Annotated in this window: 13 protein-coding genes; 5 read left to right on the forward strand and 8 right to left on the reverse strand. The window is 73.7% G+C overall.

Annotated elements, in window-relative coordinates:
• Positions 1-528: 528 nt before the first annotated feature.
• From POF43_RS30050 to POF43_RS30065, 4 genes are all read right to left on the reverse strand, one after another.
• Positions 529-1,227 carry a DUF5063 domain-containing protein gene (locus tag POF43_RS30050; protein ID WP_271318271.1) on the reverse strand — a complete coding sequence of 233 codons (699 nt, stop codon included), beginning with the start codon at positions 1,225-1,227 and terminating at the stop codon, positions 529-531.
• On the reverse strand, positions 1,220-1,819 hold the full coding sequence (gene recR, locus POF43_RS30055) for a recombination mediator RecR (RefSeq protein WP_271318272.1): 600 nt from the start codon (positions 1,817-1,819) through the stop codon (positions 1,220-1,222). Before recR ends, POF43_RS30050 begins: the two co-directional genes overlap by 8 nt.
• 250 nt (positions 1,820-2,069) lie before the next feature.
• Positions 2,070-2,384, reverse strand: a complete 315-nt coding sequence (locus POF43_RS30060) for a YbaB/EbfC family nucleoid-associated protein (protein ID WP_271318273.1) — start codon at positions 2,382-2,384, stop codon at positions 2,070-2,072.
• A gap of 145 nt (positions 2,385-2,529) precedes the next feature.
• Complete coding sequence (locus POF43_RS30065) at positions 2,530-4,794, reverse strand: DNA polymerase III subunit gamma and tau (RefSeq protein ID WP_282704862.1); 2,265 nt, start codon at positions 4,792-4,794, stop codon at positions 2,530-2,532.
• A gap of 354 nt (positions 4,795-5,148) precedes the next feature.
• Between POF43_RS30065 and POF43_RS30070 the strand changes: the two genes are divergently transcribed.
• From POF43_RS30070 to POF43_RS30080, 3 genes are all read left to right on the forward strand, one after another.
• The gene (locus tag POF43_RS30070; RefSeq protein ID WP_271325277.1) at positions 5,149-5,688 is read left to right on the forward strand and encodes a cupin domain-containing protein; all 540 of its coding nucleotides are present in this window, start codon (positions 5,149-5,151) and stop codon (positions 5,686-5,688) included.
• Between the two features lie 209 nt (positions 5,689-5,897).
• A complete protein-coding gene (locus POF43_RS30075; RefSeq protein WP_271325276.1) occupies positions 5,898-8,468 on the forward strand; it encodes a terpene synthase family protein in 2,571 nt (856 codons plus the stop codon).
• 284 nt (positions 8,469-8,752) lie between these two features.
• Positions 8,753-9,172, forward strand: coding sequence for a TOBE domain-containing protein (locus POF43_RS30080; RefSeq protein WP_271318853.1), 420 nt, complete (start codon positions 8,753-8,755; stop codon positions 9,170-9,172).
• 306 nt (positions 9,173-9,478) lie between these two features.
• Here POF43_RS30080 and POF43_RS30085 read toward each other — a convergent pair whose 3' ends face one another.
• Positions 9,479-12,640 carry a WD40 repeat domain-containing protein gene (locus tag POF43_RS30085; RefSeq protein ID WP_282704863.1) on the reverse strand — a complete coding sequence of 1,054 codons (3,162 nt, stop codon included), beginning with the start codon at positions 12,638-12,640 and terminating at the stop codon, positions 9,479-9,481.
• A gap of 17 nt (positions 12,641-12,657) precedes the next feature.
• Positions 12,658-14,190, reverse strand: a complete 1,533-nt coding sequence (locus tag POF43_RS30090) for a lipase/acyltransferase domain-containing protein (RefSeq protein WP_271325522.1) — start codon at positions 14,188-14,190, stop codon at positions 12,658-12,660.
• A gap of 164 nt (positions 14,191-14,354) precedes the next feature.
• Here POF43_RS30090 and POF43_RS30095 point away from each other — a divergent pair, with 164 nt between their 5' ends.
• Positions 14,355-15,266 (forward strand): IS5 family transposase, encoded by a 912-nt coding sequence (locus POF43_RS30095; protein ID WP_271325523.1) that lies wholly within the window; start codon positions 14,355-14,357, stop codon positions 15,264-15,266.
• A gap of 15 nt (positions 15,267-15,281) precedes the next feature.
• Here POF43_RS30095 and POF43_RS35240 read toward each other — a convergent pair whose 3' ends face one another.
• Positions 15,282-16,157: a TetR/AcrR family transcriptional regulator gene (locus POF43_RS35240; RefSeq protein ID WP_372516157.1), complete on the reverse strand. Its 876-nt coding sequence runs from the start codon at positions 16,155-16,157 to the stop codon at positions 15,282-15,284.
• 153 nt (positions 16,158-16,310) lie between these two features.
• Between POF43_RS35240 and POF43_RS30110 the strand changes: the two genes are divergently transcribed.
• Entirely contained in the window at positions 16,311-17,000 is a 690-nt protein-coding gene (locus POF43_RS30110) for an SDR family oxidoreductase (protein WP_271323626.1), read from the forward strand.
• Between the two features lie 195 nt (positions 17,001-17,195).
• Here the strand turns inward: POF43_RS30110 and POF43_RS30115 are convergent, their stop codons facing one another.
• The gene (locus tag POF43_RS30115) at positions 17,196-18,026 is read right to left on the reverse strand and encodes a pentapeptide repeat-containing protein (protein WP_271314828.1); all 831 of its coding nucleotides are present in this window, start codon (positions 18,024-18,026) and stop codon (positions 17,196-17,198) included.
• Positions 18,027-18,218: the final 192 nt, after the last annotated feature.

Here is an 18,218-nt window from a genome sequence, read left to right on the forward strand (position 1 = left end):
CAGGTCCCTCCGGCGGTGCAGGTCCCTCCGGCGGTGCAGGTCCCTCCGGCGGTGCAGGTCCCTCCGGCGGTGCAGGTCCCTCCGGCGGTGCAGGTCCCTCCGGCGGTGCAGGTCCCTCCGGCGGTGCGGGTGGGTTCCCGGAGCAGGGGCGGGGGCACCCGGATGGCGGGAGGTGCAGCGGGAGGCGGGACGCTCGGAGAGCGGTGAGATGGCCACTCGGAGAGGACGCGGGGTACCCGGAAAGCACGCGCCCCGGCACGCCGTCCCGGCATCGGGAGGCACGCCGGGGCCACATCTTCCCCCGGAGGCATCAGCAGCGGCGAGCGGTCCCCCGGGCCAACGGCGCAACCGACCGCACCGGCGGAGCCGAGCCGCGAAGCCAACGGCACGGCACGGCACGGCAACGGCAAGCACGCTCCCCCAGCAGCTGCACCGGCGGAGCGACCGGCACCGGCGGAGCCGCCCCCACCGCCAGGGCGACCAACCCCGGCGGAGCCACCCCCGCGGCCAACCGCAACGGAGTGCTCCCTACCGCAGGCGCAGCCCCAGCGGTACGCCGATCTCCGCGGCCATGACCTGGCCGGCCGCCTCCGCCAGCGCGTCCTCACCGGAGTCGGCGTCGGTGTCGAGGCCGTCCAGCTCGTCGAGCGGCGAGGCCAGCCGGACGTGGGCGACCAGCGACTGGAGGGCGCGCAGGCAGGCGCTGGCGGTGGAGCCCCAGTTGGACAGGTAGGAGAACTGCCACCACCACAGCGCCTCGCTGACCCGGCCCTCGCGGTAGTGCGCCAGACCGTGGGTCAGGTCGGTGACGACGTCGGCCAGGTCGTCGGAGATGCGGCAGGCCACCGGCATGCTGCGCGGCACGTAGGGGTCGAAGACCTCGGAGTAGACGTCTATCGGCTCCAGCAGCGCGGCCAGCCGCTCGCGCAGCTCGTCGGCGTCCGGCTCGGGGCCGGCGTCCGGCTCGTAGCGCTCGTCCGGGACGAAGTCCTCGTGCGCGCCGAGCCGCCCGCCGGCCAGCATCAGCTGCGAGACCTCCAGCAGCAGGTACGGCACGGCGCTGTCCGGCTCGTCACCCCGGGCGACCTCGCGCACCGCCAGGATGAAGCTCTCGATCTGGTCGGCGATCTGCACCTCGAAGGCGCCGGGGTCGCCGGGGGCGCGCTCCGGGCGGGGTACCGGCCGGGACCTGCCGAGACGTGAGGTGGGAACTGCGGTGTCAGACATCGAGCAGTCGTCTCCCTTCGAAGGCACGCCCGAGCGTGACCTCGTCGGCGTATTCCAGGTCGCCGCCAACCGGCAGACCGCTGGCGAGGCGCGTCACCTTCAGGCCCATGGGCTTCACCATGCGCGCCAGGTAGGTGGCGGTGGCCTCGCCCTCAAGATTGGGGTCGGTGGCGAGGATCAGCTCGGTCACCGTGCCGTCCGCGAGCCGGGCCAGCAGTTCGCGGATGCGCAGGTCGTCCGGGCCGACGCCCTCGATCGGGCTGATCGCGCCGCCGAGCACGTGGTACCGGCCGCGGAACTCCCGGGTGCGCTCGACCGCCACGACGTCCTTGGGCTCCTCGACCACGCAGATCACCGCGAGGTCGCGGCGCGGGTCCTGGCAGACCCGGCACTGCTCCTCCTGCGCCACGTTGCCGCAGGTCACGCAGAACCGGACCTTGTCCTTGACCTCCGCCAGCACGTGGGCGAGCCGCCGCACGTCCGCCGGGTCGGCCTGGAGGATGTGGAAGGCGATGCGCTGCGCGCTCTTGGGCCCCACGCCGGGCAGCCTGCCCAGTTCGTCGATGAGGTCCTGAACCACGCCTTCGTACACGCCTGCGCCTTCTCTCGTTTTCTACGGACCGTGGCCGGCGGTGCCGGGTGGCCGGGGTGCGGCCGTCGAGTGCGGGGGGTCGGTGTGCCGGGGTGATCGGCATGTCGGGTGATCGGTGTAGCGGGTGATCGGTGTAGCGGGGTGATCGTCGTGCCGGGTGATCGTCGTGCCGGGTGATCGTCGTGCAGAGGTGCAGGTATACGCCGGACGTGATAACAAACCCGTCAGTGACGGGCGTCACGTCGCCGGATCAGAACGGCAGGCCGGGGAAACCGCCGCCGCCGAGCCCCTGGGCCAGCGGGCCGAGCTTGGTCTGCTGGAGGCTCTGGGCCGCGCTGTTGGCGTCCCGGACCGCGGCGAGGATCAGGTCGGCGAGCGTCTCGGTGTCGTCCGGGTCGACCGCCTTCGGGTCGATCACCAGGCCGAACAGTTCGCCGGACCCGCTGACCGTGGCCTTGACCAGGCCACCGCCGGCACTGCCCTCCACCCGCGCGTCCGCCAGCTGGGCCTGCGCGTCCGCCAGGTCCTGCTGCATCTTCTGCGCCTGCTGGAGCAGTTGCTGCATGTTGGGCTGCCCACCGGGGTTCACGACTTCGCTCCTGCCGTACGACAACTGTGCGTAGGGCGAGCCTACGTGCTCATGCGGCGGAGCGCGCTACGCCGGAAGGAGGAACCCTCACCCGGATGAACCCCTGACGCGGCACGCGCCGTCACTCGTTCGGGATCTCCTCCACCACGGTGGCGCCCAGCTCGCGGACCAGCAGGTCGTAGCCGCTGACCGGCACGCCGTCGAAGTCCGGGTCGTCGTCCTCCGGGATGTCGTCCTCGATCGCCACCCGGGGCGGCTCGGGCGCCGCCGGAGGGGCCGGGGGTGCCGCGGACGCCGTCTGCCCGGGCGCCGGGGCGGGCGGCCGGGCCGCCGGGGCCGGCTGCGGCGCCTGGTACGCCTGCGGTGCCTGGGGCGGCGGGGACTGCGCGGGCGGGGCGGCGGGCGACGGGGTGTGCGGCGCGGCGTACGCCTGCGGGGGCGCCGGGCGGTCGAAGCCGCCGGGCGGAGCGGGCGGGCGGGGCACTCCCCCGCCGCCGGGGCCGCCGGGGCCGCCGGCGCCGCCGGACGGGTCGACAACCGCCTCGACCTTCCACTCCAGCCGGAACGCCTCGCTGATCGCCTGGCGCAGCACCTCGTCGCTGCCACCGCCGACGAAGCTGTCCCGTGCGCCGGGGCTGGCGAAGCCGACCTGGAGCGTGGTGCCGTCGAAGCCGGCGACGTGCGCGTTCTGGCTCAGCAGGATCCAGGTGAAACGCCTGCGGTTCTTGACCGCCTCCAGGATGTCCGGCCACATCTGCCGCACCCGGTGCGCGTCGCCGCCGACCGGGGCCGGTCCCGGCGCGGGCGCCGGTGCGGCGGGCGCCGGGGCCGGGGTCTGCGGCGCCGGTGCGGGCGGGGTACCGGCACCGGGCGCGGCGGCCGTCGGCCAGGCACCCGGGCGCCGGGCGGCCTCACCGCCGGTCCCCCGGTCCTGCGGCGCCGCGGCGGCACCGGAGGCGTGCGTGCCGGTGGGCCAGGCGCCCGGTGTGTGTCCGCCGGCCCCCGGCCCCTGCGGGGATGCGGCGGCGGCCGGCGGGGCGTAGGTCTGCGGGGGTTCCGGGGCAGCCGGCGCGGCGTGGCTCTGCGGGGGGGCCGGGGCGTAGGTCTGCGGAGGGGCGGCGGCCGGTTCGGCGGGGGCGGGGTGGACGGCGGCGCGGGCCACGGCGGCGTTGCCGGGGTGGGCGGCGTCCGGGTGGGCCGCGGGGGCGGACCCGGCCAGGGTGCCGCTGACCGCCTGGCGCTCCAGGCGGTCGAGGCGGGCGGCGACGGCGCGTTCGTCGTCGTAGGCGGCGGGCAGCAGGACGCGGGCGCAGATGAGTTCGAGCTGGAGGCGGGGCGCGGTGGCGCCGCGCATCTCGGTCAGGCCGGCGCTGACCAGGTCGGCGGCCCGGCTGAGTTCGGCGGCGCCGAAGACCGACGCCTGGGCGCGCATGCGTTCCAGCACGTCGGCGGGGGCGTCGATCAGGCCCTTGCCCGCGGCGTCCGGCACGGCGGCCAGGATGACCAGGTCGCGCAGCCGTTCCAGCAGGTCGGCGGCGAAGCGGCGCGGGTCGTGGCCGCCTTCGACGACCCGGTCGACGATCTCGAACGCGGCGCCGCCGTCGGCGGAGGCGAAGGCGTCGACGACCGCGTCGAGCAGCGCGCTGTCGGTGTAGCCGAGCAGGGCGGTGGCCATCGGGTAGGTGACGCCGGACTCGGCGGCGCCGGCCAGGAGTTGGTCCATGACCGACATCGAGTCGCGCACCGAGCCGCCGCCGGCCCGCACGACCAGCGGGTAGACGCCGTCCTCGACCGGGATGGCCTCGCGCTCGCAGACCTCGGCGAGGTAGTCGCGCAGCGTGCCGGGCGGTACCAGGCGGAACGGGTAGTGGTGGGTGCGCGACCGGATGGTGCCGATGACCTTCTCGGGCTCGGTGGTCGCGAAGATGAACTTCAGGTGCTCCGGCGGTTCCTCGACCACCTTCAGCAGGGCGTTGAAGCCCGCCGAGGTGACCATGTGGGCCTCGTCGATGATGTAGATCTTGTACCGGCTGGAGGCGGGGCCGAAGAACGCCTTCTCCCGCAGGTCACGGGCGTCGTCCACGCCACCGTGCGAGGCCGCGTCGATCTCGATGACGTCGATGGAGCCCGGCCCGTTGCGCGCCAGGTCCTGGCAGGAGCGGCACTCGCCGCAGGGGGTCGGGGTGGGGCCCTGCTCGCAGTTCAGGCAGCGGGCGAGGATGCGCGCGCTGGTCGTCTTGCCGCAGCCGCGCGGACCGCTGAACAGGTACGCGTGATTGACCCGGTTGTTGCGCAGCGCCTGCTGGAGCGGGTCGGTGACGTGCTCCTGCCCGATGACCTGGGCGAAGGACTCGGGTCGGTAGCGGCGGTACAGAGCGAGGGACACGCCTACGACGATATCGGGACCGACCGACAACCGGCGCCGCCGAGGTCGCCCGCCCGCCCGATCCGGCCCCGCCCGCCACCGCCGGAGCACCGCATCGCCGCAGCCGGGCCGCCGGACGGACGCCGCCGGACCGGCCCCCGCACCGCCCGCCGGGACCACCTTCTCGCACGCCGCCGGGCCCCCGCACCGCGAGCCGGACCGCGCCGCAGCCCCCGCCGGAACCGCCCCCTCGCGGCACCCGGGCCACCCCCGAAGCCCCGCCGGAACCGCCCGCACCGCGAGCCGGTCCGCCCCCGCCGGCGGCGTGGCAACGCCTCCTTGACGGTCCGCGCCGCCCTGCCTAGCGTCACGGCCATGACCGCGCCGACCGGAAACGACGCCTTCCACCCCGACCTGCCCGACCCGCCCGGCGGTCCCGCAGGCCCCGGTCCGTCGCGCCGTCGCGTGCACCACGTGCGGGCGGACGCGCTGGACGGCGACACGGCGCAGAGCGGCGGCATGCGGCGCTTCGCGGCGATCAGCGGCGCGCGGGTGGGGTCGGAACGCATCTGGATGGGGCAGACGCACGTCGCGCCGTCCACCGCGTCCGCCGACCATCACCACGGTGCGTCCGAGACCGCGATCCACGTGATCAGCGGCCACCCGGAGTTCGTCTTCCTCGACGACGGGAGCGGCGACGGGGCCGACGGCGGGGCTGGAGGTGGCGCCGGTGCGCCGCGTGAGGTCCGGCTGCGTACCGGTCCCGGGGACTACGTGTTCGTGCCGCCGTACGTTCCGCACCGGGAGGAGAATCCGGATCCGGACGAGGAGGCGGTCGTGGTGATCGCACGTAGCACACAGGAAGCAATCGTGGTCAATTTGCCTTCGCTATTCACACGAAAGAGCGAATCATAAATTCGGTCGACTCTCGCACGAATGCCCGACCACCTGCGGCGCGGCCGCAGAAACGCTTTCCCCGGCCCGGCGCCGGTTCATACGAATATTGTGGAACCCGGATGACGCGACTCCGGTCGGGGTAATGCTGGACGCAGGGGTGGGGCGAGGCTTCAGAGGGGGAGTCCGCGGAAAGACCCGCGCCCTTTTGCGCGAAAGGCCGGGGAGCCATGACACAGCCATTCGAACTACCCGACTTCTACGTCCCGTACCCCGCACGCCTCAACTCGCACCTGGAGGAGGCCCGCGCCCACACCAGGGAGTGGGCGCGCGGCATGGGCATGCTGGAGGGCTCCGGGGTGTGGGAGGAGGCCGACCTCGAAGCGCACGACTACGCCCTGTTGTGCGCGTACACCCACCCCGACTGCTCCGGTCCCGACCTGTCGCTGATCACCGACTGGTACGTGTGGGTCTTCTTCTTCGACGACCACTTCCTGGAGATGTTCAAGTACACCCTCGACCGGGTGGGCGGCAAGGCGTATCTGGACCGGCTGCCGATGTTCATGCCGATGGACCCGGCCGCTGAGATCCCCGAGCCGGTCAACCCGGTCGAGGCCGGCCTCGCCGACCTGTGGCGGCGCACGATCCCGGCGATGTCGGCCGACTGGCGGGCCCGGTTCGCGGAATCCACCCGCAACCTGCTCAACGAATCCCTGTGGGAACTGTCCAACATCGACGCCAAGCGCATCTCCAACCCGCTCGAATACATCGAGATGCGCCGCAAGGTCGGCGGTGCCCCCTGGTCGGCCGGCCTCATCGAGTACGCCGCGGGCGCCGAGGTCCCGGCCCGGGTGGCCGCCTCACGGCCGATGCGGGTGCTGCGCGACGCGTTCTCCGACGCCGTCCACCTGCGCAACGACCTGTTCTCCTACGAGCGGGAGATCCAGCAGGAGGGCGAGCTGTCCAACGGCGTCCTGGTGCTGGAGACCTTCCTGGAGTGCGGCACGCAGGAGGCCGCCGAGGCGGTCAACGACCTGCTGACCGCCCGGGTCCAGCAGTTCGAGACCACCGCCCTGACCGAAGTGCCGCCGCTGTGCGTCGAGTTCGGCCTCACCCCGGCCGAGGTCGGGGACGTGGCCGCGTACGTCAAGGGCATGCAGGACTGGCAGTCGGGCGGCCACGAGTGGCACATGCGCTCGTCGCGCTACATGAACAAGGGCGCGGTGGCCGACGCCGGCACCGCGTCACCGTTCTCCCAACTGCCCACCGGCATGGGCACGTCGGCGGCCAGCTGGAAGTTCACCACCGGCCGTGCGGAACGGGCGCGGGCGCGGTCGTTCACCTTCGTGCCGTTCCGCCGGGTCGGGCCGTCGCGGCTGCCGGACTTCGACATGCCGTTCCCCTGCACGCACAGCCCGCACCTGGACGCCGCGCGGGAGAACCTCAGGGTGTGGTGCCAGGAGATGGGCATCCTCCAGCCGCAGCCCGGGGTTCCGCAGTCGCACGTGTGGGACGAGCACAAGCTCGACGCGCACGACGTGACGCTGTGCGCGGCCGGCATCCACCCGGACGCCACGCTGGAGCAACTCGACCTCTCCTCGGCCTGGCTGGCCTGGGGCACCTACGGCGACGACTACTACCCGGCGGTGTTCGGCCGCACCCGCGACCTGGCCGGCGCCAAGGCGATCACCGAGCGCTTCTCGCTGCTGATGCCGGTCGACGTCACCGACCCCACGCCGCCGGTGCCGGTCAACGCGCTGGAACGCGGGCTGGCCGACCTGTGGCAGCGCACCGCGGGACCGATGGCACTGGACGCCCGCGCCAAGTTCAAGGTGTCCATCGAGAAGATGTGCGCCAGTTGGCTCTGGGAACTGAACAACATGGCGCTGAACCGCATCCCCGAGCCGGTCGACTACATCGAGATGCGCCGCGCGACCTTCGGCTCCGACCTCACCATGAGCCTGTGCCGCCTCGCCCACGGCAAGACGGTCCCGCAGGAGGTCTACGACTCCGGCCCGATGCGCTCGCTGGAGAACGCGGCCGCCGACTACGCCTGCATGACCAACGACGTCTTCTCGTACCAGAAGGAGATCGAGTTCGAGGGCGAGTTCCACAACATCATCCTGGTCACGCAGAACTTCTTCGACTGCGACTACCCGACCGCGCTGCGCATCACCGACGACCTGATGAAGTCCCGCATGCGCGAGTTCATCCACATCAGCGAGCACGAACTGCCCATCCTCTACGACGACTTCGACCTGGACGCCGAGGCGCGGGCGACGCTCGACGGCTACGTGACGGAGTTGCAGAACTGGCTGGCGGGCATCCTGGTCTGGCACCGCGACTGCGACCGCTACCGCGAGGACGAACTGCGCGTCGTCGCCGGCTCCGACGGCAAGCAGGTCCTGCCGGTGCGCGCCGACCCCACCGGTGAGGCGGTCGGCACGCCGGCGTTCCTGACCGGCCCGACCGGCCTGGGCACCGCGAACCTGCGGCTGGTCCCGGCCGCGGAAGGTCCCCGCCCCGCCCTCGGCACTCCTCCCGCTTCTCCCGTTCCTGCCGCTCCTGCCGCTCCTGCCGCTCCTGCCGCCGCCGAGGCTCCGCGGCCGGCCGCGGCGGCATCCCTCGGCGTGCCGGGACCGTCCGGGCTGCCCGGGGCGGCGGGGACGGCCGGAGCGCTGACGGCGGAACGCCCTGCGGTGCCGACCGCCGCGCGGCCCGGCCCGGTCGCCGTCCTGACCGGTCCGACCGGGCTCGGCACCGCCGCCGCCCGGCTGCACCTGGCCGGGCGCCGGGGGTGACCGGCTGCACCTGGGCTGTCCGCCGGGGGTGACCGGGCAACGGTTCGCGGTCCCGCGCCGGGGTCGCACGTGGTGTGGCTCCGGCGCGGGGGTTCGCCCGGAGGGCGCGTGCGGGGGGCGTGCGGCGGCGATTCGCACGCCGCCGCGGCTCGGTTCTGCCGTAGACGCCGAGCGGGCAACGTCGCCGTGCGCGGTGCGGCGTGAGCGCCTCCGGCCGCCTCGGCGTCCCCTGGGGTTAAATCGTCTCAAATGCCATTGACCATGCTGGCGAGAGGCGTACTCCGATGGGCCTGAGCATCCGCAACCAGTTCCCCGGCACGATCACCGGCGTCACCGCGGGTGAGGCGATGGCGGTGGTGACGACCCGGCTCACCGGCGGCCAGGACCTCACCGCCGCGATCACCCGCGAGGCCGTCGACGCGTTCGGTCTCGCCGAGGGCACCCGGGTGCGGGCGCTGGTGAAGTCCACCGAGATCTCGCTCGCCACCGGCCCGCTGACCGGGATCTCCATCCGCAACCAGTTCGCCGGCACCGTCGACCGCATCACCCGCGGCGAAGCGATGTCCACCGTCACCGTCACCCTCGACGGCACCACCCTCACCGCCGCCGTCACCACCGACTCCGTCCAGGACCTGGGCCTCGCGGTCGGCACCTCCGTCGTGGCGCTGATCAAGTCGACGGACGTACTGCTGACGGTGGACTGACGCGTCCGGGGGGGCGCGTCCGCTGGGGGGCGCGTCCGCTGGGGGGCGCGTCCGCGGGGGTGAGGTGGTCGCTGTGGGTGGGGCGGTCGCCGGGGGCGGGGCGGTCGCCGGGGAGAGGTCGTTGCTGGCGGGGAGGTCGCCGGGGTGGCTGCGGGCGGCGCGGGCGCTGCGGGCGGGGAGGCCCCTGGGAGCGGTCGCCGGCCGGTCGGCGCGGTCGCTGCGAGCTGCGGCGGGGGTCAACTCCCTTGGCGGAGGGGCCTCTTCAGGGCGCGTGCGCCACGCAGGCATTAGGCACTGTCCTGGCGATCAAGCCAGGCTGATGGGTACGGACGAGATATCGATCGCGAGGTAGCCCGAATCGGTTCCTGCGATGAGCAGCCCTCGGTGTTCCGCCAGCGCGCGTACATGGTCTTCCAGGGACAACTGGTGTGCAGTCCTGGTACGCGGGTTCCAGATCCGCACCGTCCCGTCGTCGCCGGCCGATGCGAGGCGGGCGGTGCCGTCGGGTGCGGTGAACGCCGCCACCGCCCACACCCAGCCGGTGTGGCCGGTGAGGGGCTCGCCGTCCTGGACCGCGGTGGCCGGGTTCCAGATCCGCACCGTCCCGTCGTCGCCGGCCGATGCGAGGCGGGGGGTGCCGTCGGGTGCGGTGAACGCCGCCACCGCCCGCACCCCGCCGGTGTGGCCGGTGAGGGGCTCGCCGTCCTGGACCCCGGTGGCCGGGTTCCAGATCCGCACCGTCCCGTCGTCGCCGGCCGATGCGAGGCGGGGGGTGCCGTCGGGTGCGGTGAACGCCGCCACCGCCAACACCCCGTCGGTGTGGCCGGTGAGGGGCTCGCCGTCCTGGACCGCGGTGGCCGGGTTCCAGATCCGCACCGTCCCGTCGTCGCCGGCCGATGCGAGGCGGGCGGTGCCGTCGGGTGCGGTGAACGCCGCCACCGCCCACACCCCGCCGCTGTGGCCGGTGAGCTGGAGGTGGAGCTGCCGCTGCTGGACGGCGCCGGCGCTCAGGGTTGGGGGCCATCCCTGGGGGTGGTGGGTGTGGGTTTCGGCAGGGGGCTGGGTGCCTTGGATGTAGGTGGTGCCAAGTCGGCGCCACCATCGGCGCCAGCCGAGCGTGTCGTTGTGGTCCTGCTGGCCGGGGCCGCTGTCGTGGGCGTGGTTCTGGAAGAGGACGGTTCCGGCGATGGCGGGCGGTACGTCGTTGGGGGGCAGGCCGCGGTGGAGGGTGTTGGTGGTGATGCCGGCGAGGTCGAGGGTGTCGAGGACGTCGGGGTGGCCGGCGAGTGCTTGGAGGGCTCCGGCGGTGTGGCCGAGGCGTGCGTGGGTGATGAGGTGGTGGCGGGTGTAGGGGCTGACGTCCTCGGGCCGGGTGCCGGCGGTGTCACTGTCGGGGTCCCGGGGCTGGAGGGTGCGGCGGGTGTGGCGGGTCAGGGCTGTGGTGATGGCGGCGTGGGCGGCGGGGGTGTCGGGTGCGGTGGTGAAGTGTTCGGTGAAGGTGCGGTGGGCGAGGCGGTAGACGCTCCGGCCGTGTTCCTGGTCGAGGGCGAGGTAGGGGGCGGCGTCGCGGACCAGGCCGGGGACGGCGGGGCCGGTGCCGGCCGCGCCGTCGGGGGTGAGGGCGTCGGCGGTGTGGGTCCAGATGCCGTCCTGGTCGGGTAGGCCGCGGCCCTGGGCGAGGCCGAGGGCCTGCAGGAGGGGGGTGTAGCGGGGGTCGGTGCGGTGGAGGCGTTCCAGGGCGCGGGTGAAGAGCTGGCGGTGGGTGCGGCCGATCAGGGGGGCAGGGTCGGCCAGGAGCGTGGGGTCGTTGAGGAGTTCGTGGGCGGCGAGACGCACGTAGAGGAACTGCTGCGGGGTGCCGCCGTCCTGCTGGTGGTCGGTGATGAGCCGGCGGACGGCGACGTCGATGGTCGCCTGGTCGGCATCCAGGGTTCCGCCCCGGCGGGCGGCGTGGAGTTTGGCGCTCAGGTAACCGGTGAGTGCGTCCTGGTTCTGCGTCACTTTGACGTCCCGCAGGTCGGCTCCGGTGCGGGGGCGCAGGGCGTCGAGGATGTCGGTGTCGGTGGGGGCGGGCCGGTCGGGGCCTTCGTGGGTGGAGCGGCGGGTGCCGATGATGATGCGGACGTTGGGGAGGTCGGCGAGGTGGCGCAGGAGGGTGTCGGTGAGGGTGAGGGGCTGTTCGGCCTCGTCGAGGGCGTCGAAGAGCAGGGTCAGTGGTGTGTGCCGGTGGTGGAGTCGTTCGAGGAGCCGGGCGGCGAGGTCGGCGGGAGGGGTGCCGTCGGCTGCTTCCCGGGCGAGGTCGGGCAGGCCGGCTGCCTGGGCGACGAGCTGGATGGTTCGGGTGAGGGTGAGGCCGGAGAGGTGGACGGTGAGGTCGAACGGATCGTCCGGGCAGGGGACGCCGGGTGGCAGGCGCTTCAGGTGGCCGTGGCGGATCAGGACGTCGCGCAGCTGGGTGCTGGTATGGAGGAGGATGTGGCCGAGGAGGGCTGATTTGCCGGCGCCGGCGGGGCCGGTGACGACGAGGGCGCCGTGGGTGGCGGTGGTCAGCCAGCGGAGGATCTCGTCGCGTTCCTCGGTGCGGCCGTGGAAGTACCAGGCGAGTTCGCCGAGTTCGGCGCCGGAGGCCTTGGGCAGGAAGTGTCGCTGTTCGTCGGCGGGGAGCCGGTCGATGACGGCCTGGAGTTCGGCGAGCTGGTCCAAGGGCGCGGAGAGGGCGGAAGCTGTGTCGGGGATCGTGCGGATCAGCTGGTCGCGGTGGTCGTCGACGCTCTCCGCGCGGTAGCCGTGCAGGTCGCGGGCGAGCTGGCTGCCGAGCTCGGCGAGGCCGATGGTCTTCCGTCCGCGGAAGGTGATGGCCAGGGCGTTTTTCAGGGCGCGGGTGAAGGCGCCGAGTTCGGTGGGGGCCTCGGCGGCGGTGGACAGCAGTAGGAACCGGTCGACGCGGTGGTGCTCGGCGATGAGGGTGCTGTGCACCTTGCGGGTGAAGTCCTTGGAGAAGCAGGCGTCCAGGACGACGATGGCCCAGCTGTTCTCCGCATCGGGGTGGAGCCGGCGGCTTCCGATGGCGCGGGCGACTTCCTCCGGGTGGACGCCGTCATCGATGGGGGACGGTGTGCGGTGATGGGCGAGGTGGGCGGCGCTGCCGTGGCCGACCCAGTAGAGGACCGTGTTGCCGCGGTGGGGAGCGGTGAGCCGTTTCCAGTCGCCGAGCCGCTCCTCGACGGCCTGCCGGTCCCGTTCGCCCTCCGGGACTGTCCACGCGTTGACGTGCAGGCCGTAGGGGGCGAGCAGGCCGGCGATCACCTGCACGTGGGTCTCGGTGTCCAGGTCGGGCAGGAGATCGTGCCGGGTGAAGTTCACCGGGAACAGTTCGATGCTGCCGCCCTCGGGGACCGGTCCGGGCATCTGGTGGCCGGTGCCGGCGGGAGCCGGGTGGGGCGTGCTGCCCGGGTGGGGGGTGGTCATGGGAGGGGCGGCCGGGGTCAGGCGTCGGGTGCGGTGACGAGGACGAGCTGGGTGAGGGGTGTGTGGCGGCCGGTGTCCAGGGTGACCTGGTATAGGTCGGGGGCGTCCGCGGTGAACCGGGCCGACAGGGCTCCGTCGGTGCGGTCGGGGTCGCGGCGCAGGGTCAGGGGGTGGCCGGGGTGGCTGGTGGTCGCCGAGCGCACACTCAGACTCACGCCGGCTGGGGTGTCCAGTCCAGTGACGGTGAGGGTCAGCGGCTGTCCGAGGGTCCCGCCGAGGTGAGGGGTCTCCAGGCCGGGCCCGTGGCCGGTGCCGTCGCCGAGGTCGGTGCCCCGGGGGCGTTCCAGTGCGATCCGGCGGATCTGGCGCAGGACCTCCTGGTGGCGCATCAGTGCGCCGTGCTGGCCGAACACGTAGGCGGGTGCCGGGGCTCCGGCCTGTGCGGAGGGCAGGTGGACGGTGCTGTCGCCGGAGGCGTCGCGGCGGGCGGGGATACCGGTGGCCGGGTCCCGCCCGAGTTCACCGTCGTCGCGGATGTCGAAGGCGTAGTAGCGGCCCTCGACGACCGAGGGGTCGGTGTGCCGTTCCTCCAGGGTCTGGACGGTCGGCTGGGCCTCGCCGACGATCGCCCGATGGCCCGGCAGCGCGAACCAACTCGAGCGGTGGCGCGCGTGCTCGGCCAGGGAGCGGGCGGCCAAGTGCGGGTCACCGCCGAAGCGGGCGACATGCCCGGGGGTGAGGCGCTCCACGTCCAGGCCTCGGTCCAGGCAGCGGTAGCCGGGCAGCAGGTCGTGGACACCGGGCAGGGTCGCCGCCATCGCCTGCACCCGGCGCACCACCCGGCCCGGCCTCGCCTGGGCGTGCAAGAGGTTGAGTGCCAGGACGGACTTCGCCGAACCCAGGAACGGCGTCCCGACGGTGACCACGGCCCGGGTGTCGGCCGCGAGCTCCGGGTCCTGCTCCAGCGCGGCCCGCACCACCAGCCCGCCCATCGAGTGCGCCACGAACAGCAGCCTCGGCCGCGCCTCGCCGGCCGCCCGCCACTCAGGCACCGCCGCCACCCGCTCCCGCCACCGCTCCAGATGCGCACGGGCCGCGCGGGCCAGCAGCGCACCGTTGTAGGAGACCGCCAGGCGCCAGTCGTAGGGGAACGGCGCCACCGCCTCCCGGGCCAGAACGACCTTCTCCAACTCCTCGACCGCCTTGCTGTAGGGGTCGAGGCCCTGGAAGACGGGCAGCCACCACGGCCTGGCCAGCAGCCCGGCCGCCCGGACGCGGGTCAGCGGCGCCCGCCGGGCGGTCTCGGCATCGGCCCCCTGCTCCCGGGTGTCCGCCCGAAGGGCGGCGAACGGGCCCTCCCCGCTCCGCGCACCGGTCAGCATCCTGAGGTCGACGCCCCACAGCGGGCGGCCCGTCGCGGTGTCCTCCAGGACGCTGCCCATGATGCCCGGCACCACCACGCACGCGTCCCGGGTGCGGTCCTCGAATACCGGCACCGCCCCCGCGAACGGAACCCCGCGCACCGACCCGTCGGCCCCCACCATCCCCATGCCGAACGACAATAGAGGAGCACACCCGCCCGGGTACGGGCTTCACCGAAGAAGAACACTCCCGGGCCGTCGTGCGCCGCAACGGCCCTCCTCCCCGACCCGCCACCCCGGGCACCGGAGCACCTGATGGCACACCGGCGGCCGGGTGGACCGTTGGCAGTGCCGTGGAAGCCAGGGGTGATCTGGCCGATGCCCAGTGGGCGCGGATCGAGCCGTTGCTGCCGGTGAGCAGCGGGCGGTGCGGGCGGTGGCGCGACCACCGGCAGGTGGTGAACGGGGTACTGCACCGGATCCGCACCGGTGTTCCGTGGCGGGATCTGCCCGAGCGGTACGGGCCCTTGAAGACGGTGCACGAGCGGCACCGTCGCTGGTCGGCGGACGGTACCTGGCCGATGCTCCTGGAGCGCATCCAGGCCCAGGAGGACGCTGCCGGGACCATCGACTGGGACATTTCGGTCGACTCGACGGTCGTGCGTGCGCATCACCACGCCGCCGGCGCCCTGCACACCCCGCCACCCGCGCCCGGCACAGGCCGCACCACTGGCCGGTCCGGGGCCGATCGGCCGGCGGGCGGCGGCGGAGCTGCGGGCGAGGCACTCGGCCGCTCACGCGGCGGCTTCACGACCAAAATCCACCTGAGCGCGGACGGTCGCTGCCGGATCCTGTCGCTGGTCATCACACCGGGACAGCACGCCGACTGCACCCAGTTCGAACCGGTCATGGACAAGATCCGCGTCTCCAGGCTCACCACGGGCAGACCTCGCACCACGCCGGACAGCGTCAGTGCCGACAAGGGCTACTCCAACCGGCGAACCCGCCGCTACCTGCGCAGACGCGGTACACCGCACGTCATCCCCGAGAAGGCCGACCAGGCTGCCAATCGCACCCGACGCGGCAGGGCCGGCGGTAGGCCACCAGGATTCGACCAGGACCGCTACAAGAAGCGCAACACCGTCGAACGAGCGATCAACAGACTCAAGGCTTTCCGCGCCGTCGCCGCCAGGTTTGACAAACGTGCCTACGTCTACCTCGGTACCGTCACTGCGGCAGCCCTCGCCATCTGGCTCCGCTCATGATCGCCAGGACAGTGCCTAGGTCGGGCGGGCCGCGCAGGCGTTCCGGGCGGCCGCCAGGATCTCCTCCGACAGCGGTGATCCGTGGGTGGCACGGGCGAGCAGCAGGGCACCGACGAGCGTGCTGAGGGTGACGAGCGCTTCGGGGTCCAGGGGGGCGCCGTCAGCGGGGGCCCGGGCAGCCTCGGCGCCCGCCACCGCGCCGGGGTCGACGGGGGCGCCGTCAGCGGGGGCCACCGGGACGACCGTACCGGCACCCATATCCGCTCCGGCGTCGGCGACCGCGTCCGCTCCGGCGTCGGCGACCGCTCCGGCGCCAGCATCCGCACCGCCGCCAGCAACCGCACCAGCACCCGCACCGCCAGCACCCGCACCGGCACCCGCACCCGCACCGGCACCGCCGCCAGCAACCGCACCGGCACCCGCATCCGCACCGCCCACCACCGCACCCGCACCCGCACCCCCCTCCCCATGCTCCATGACCCACCTCGCGAAGTGGCGGACGCCCTGCGCGTAGCGGGAGCGGGCCGGGCCGGGGGCGGAGCGGGCCATGTCGGAGGCGAAGCCGGCCGTGGGGCAGCCGGCGCCGGGGTCGTCGCGGTGGGCGGTGGACAGGTAGTGGGCGATCAGTTCCGCACGGGCGGCGCCGGGGTCACCGGGGTGCCGGGCGTCGAACTCGGCCAGTGAGCCGCCGAGTTCGCTGAAGCCCGCCTCGGTGGCCTCCGCCTGGAGCGCGTCCTTGGAGGCGAACTGCTTGTAGAAGCCGCCGTGGGTGAGGCCGGCGGCCTTCATCAGGTCGGCGACGCTGACGTTGTGCGCGCCCTGCTCCCGGAACAGGTGGGACGCGGCGGCCACGACCTGCTGCCGGTTCTCCTCCGCCTGCGCACGTGACACCCGGCCCACCGCGCCCACCGCCCTTCAACCGTTCCATCATTTAGATGCTTAACGTCATCTATGGTACGCGCCACGCCACGCGTCCTTGGCGGCTCAATAGATGATGTGTGTAATCTAAAAGGGTAACCACTCGTCCCGACCTTGGAGAACGCCATGGACCTCACCAGCTCGGTCGCCGTCGTCACCGGTGCCAACCGCGGCCTCGGCCGGCACTTCGCCGCGCAGTTGCTGGAGCGCGGCGCCACCGTCTACGCCACCGCCCGGCGGCCGGAGAGCATCGACCTGCCCGGCGCGATCCCGTTGCGGGTGGACGTCACCGACCCGGAGTCCGTGACCCGGGCGGCGAAGACCGCGGCGAACGCGACGTTCCTGATCAACAACGCCGGCATCTCCACCGGCGCGCGGCTGATCGGCGGCGACCTCGACGACATCCGGCGCGAGATGGACACGCACTTCTTCGGCTCGCTGCGCATGACGCGGGCGTTCGCCCCGGTCATCGAGGCCAACGGCGGCGGCGCGGTGCTCAACGTGCTGTCGGTGCTGGCCTGGGCCCACCCGGCGTCCTTCGGGGCGTACTGCGCGGCGAAGGCGGCGTCCTGGTCGATGACGGACTCGGTCCGCGAGGAACTCGGACCGCGCGGCATCCAGGTCTCCGCCCTGCACGTCGGCTACCTGGACACCGAACTGGCCGCCGCGGCCCCCGCCGACCAGAAGTCCGACCCCGCGGTGGTGGCCGCCGCCGCGCTGGACGGCGTCGCGGCCGGTGCGCCGGAGATCCTCGCCGACCAGCTCAGCCTCACCGTCCGCAAGAACCTCGGCACCCCGCTGACGGCGAACGGCTGATCGCCGCGGGGCAACGGGCGTACGGCGGGCCGTACGGGAGCAACGGGCCTACGGCGGCGCATAGTTGGCGCCCCTCCCCCGCCTGGGGCAACGGGTCGGCGGCGCAAGGTGGTCGGCTACCGCCCGACGCGCACCGCAGCAACAGCCCTACCCCGGGCGGCTGTTGGCGACCGTACGGCGCGCGCGGACCGTCGGCTACCAGTGTGCCGGGCGGTCCAGGCCGGACGGGAGGCGGGTGGCGGCGTCGCCGCGGGCGGCGGTGAGCTGGGACGCGGTGACGAAGAGCGCGTCGGTGAGGTCGGCGCCGTCGAGCCGGGTGTCGCGCAGGTCGGCGCCGGTGAGGTCGGCGTGCCGCAGGTCGGCGTGGCGCAGGTCGGCGGCCACCAGCAGCGCGCCGCGCAGGTTGGCGCCGCGCAGGTCGGCCCGGGTGAGGCGGGCGCCGACCAGGTCGGCGCCGCGGCGGTTGGGCCGGCGGCCGGGTACCGCGGCGGCCCGGGCCAGGTCGCCGGCCCGCGACAGCGCCTCGTTGGCGCCGGCCCGGACGGCGCCGACGTCCAGCGCGGCCAGGTCGGCGGGCGTGCCGAGGGTGCGGCGTTCCAGGTCGTCGCGGATGCGGCGCAGCGCCGGGTGCACCGGGCGGGCGGCGGGCAGGGCGAGCGCGTGGCTGACGTACCAGAGCAGTTCGTGCAGCTGCCGCATGACGGGGAACGCGCCGAACATCTCGCGGGCGACGTCCGGCCCGCCGCGCCAGTCCCGGCCTGCGAACGTCACCTGCGAGACCCGCTGACCGGCGCCGAAGCAGTCGAACACCACGCAGCCGCGGTAACCGGAGTCGCGCAGCCGGTCGTGGACGCCGCAGCCGAAGTCCTCCCGCAGGTTGCCGCAGGGCCGGCCGGCCGGCTTGTCGGCGGCGAAGTCGGCCGACGCCGCGAACGGCAGCGCCACGCAGCACAGGCCGAAGCAGTTCGCGCAGTCCGCGCGCAGGTCGTGGTCGGCCAGGGGCAACGGCTGGCGCTGATCGGACAACGTTACGACTCCGGACTGACGGCACGACGAAGCGGTCCCTCGGAACCTATCCCGCCGGGGGGAGGACCGTTCGCCCGGTGCGGACGTCGACTCCGGCCGGGGCCCCGGGGAAGGCCGCGGAGGAAGCCGAGCGACGAGGCCGCAGGAATGAGCGCCGAGCGACGAGGCCGCAGGAATGAGCGCCGAGCAGCG

Source organism: Streptantibioticus silvisoli (assembly GCF_027947535.2).
GTDB lineage: Bacteria > Actinomycetota > Actinomycetes > Streptomycetales > Streptomycetaceae > Streptantibioticus_C > Streptantibioticus_C silvisoli.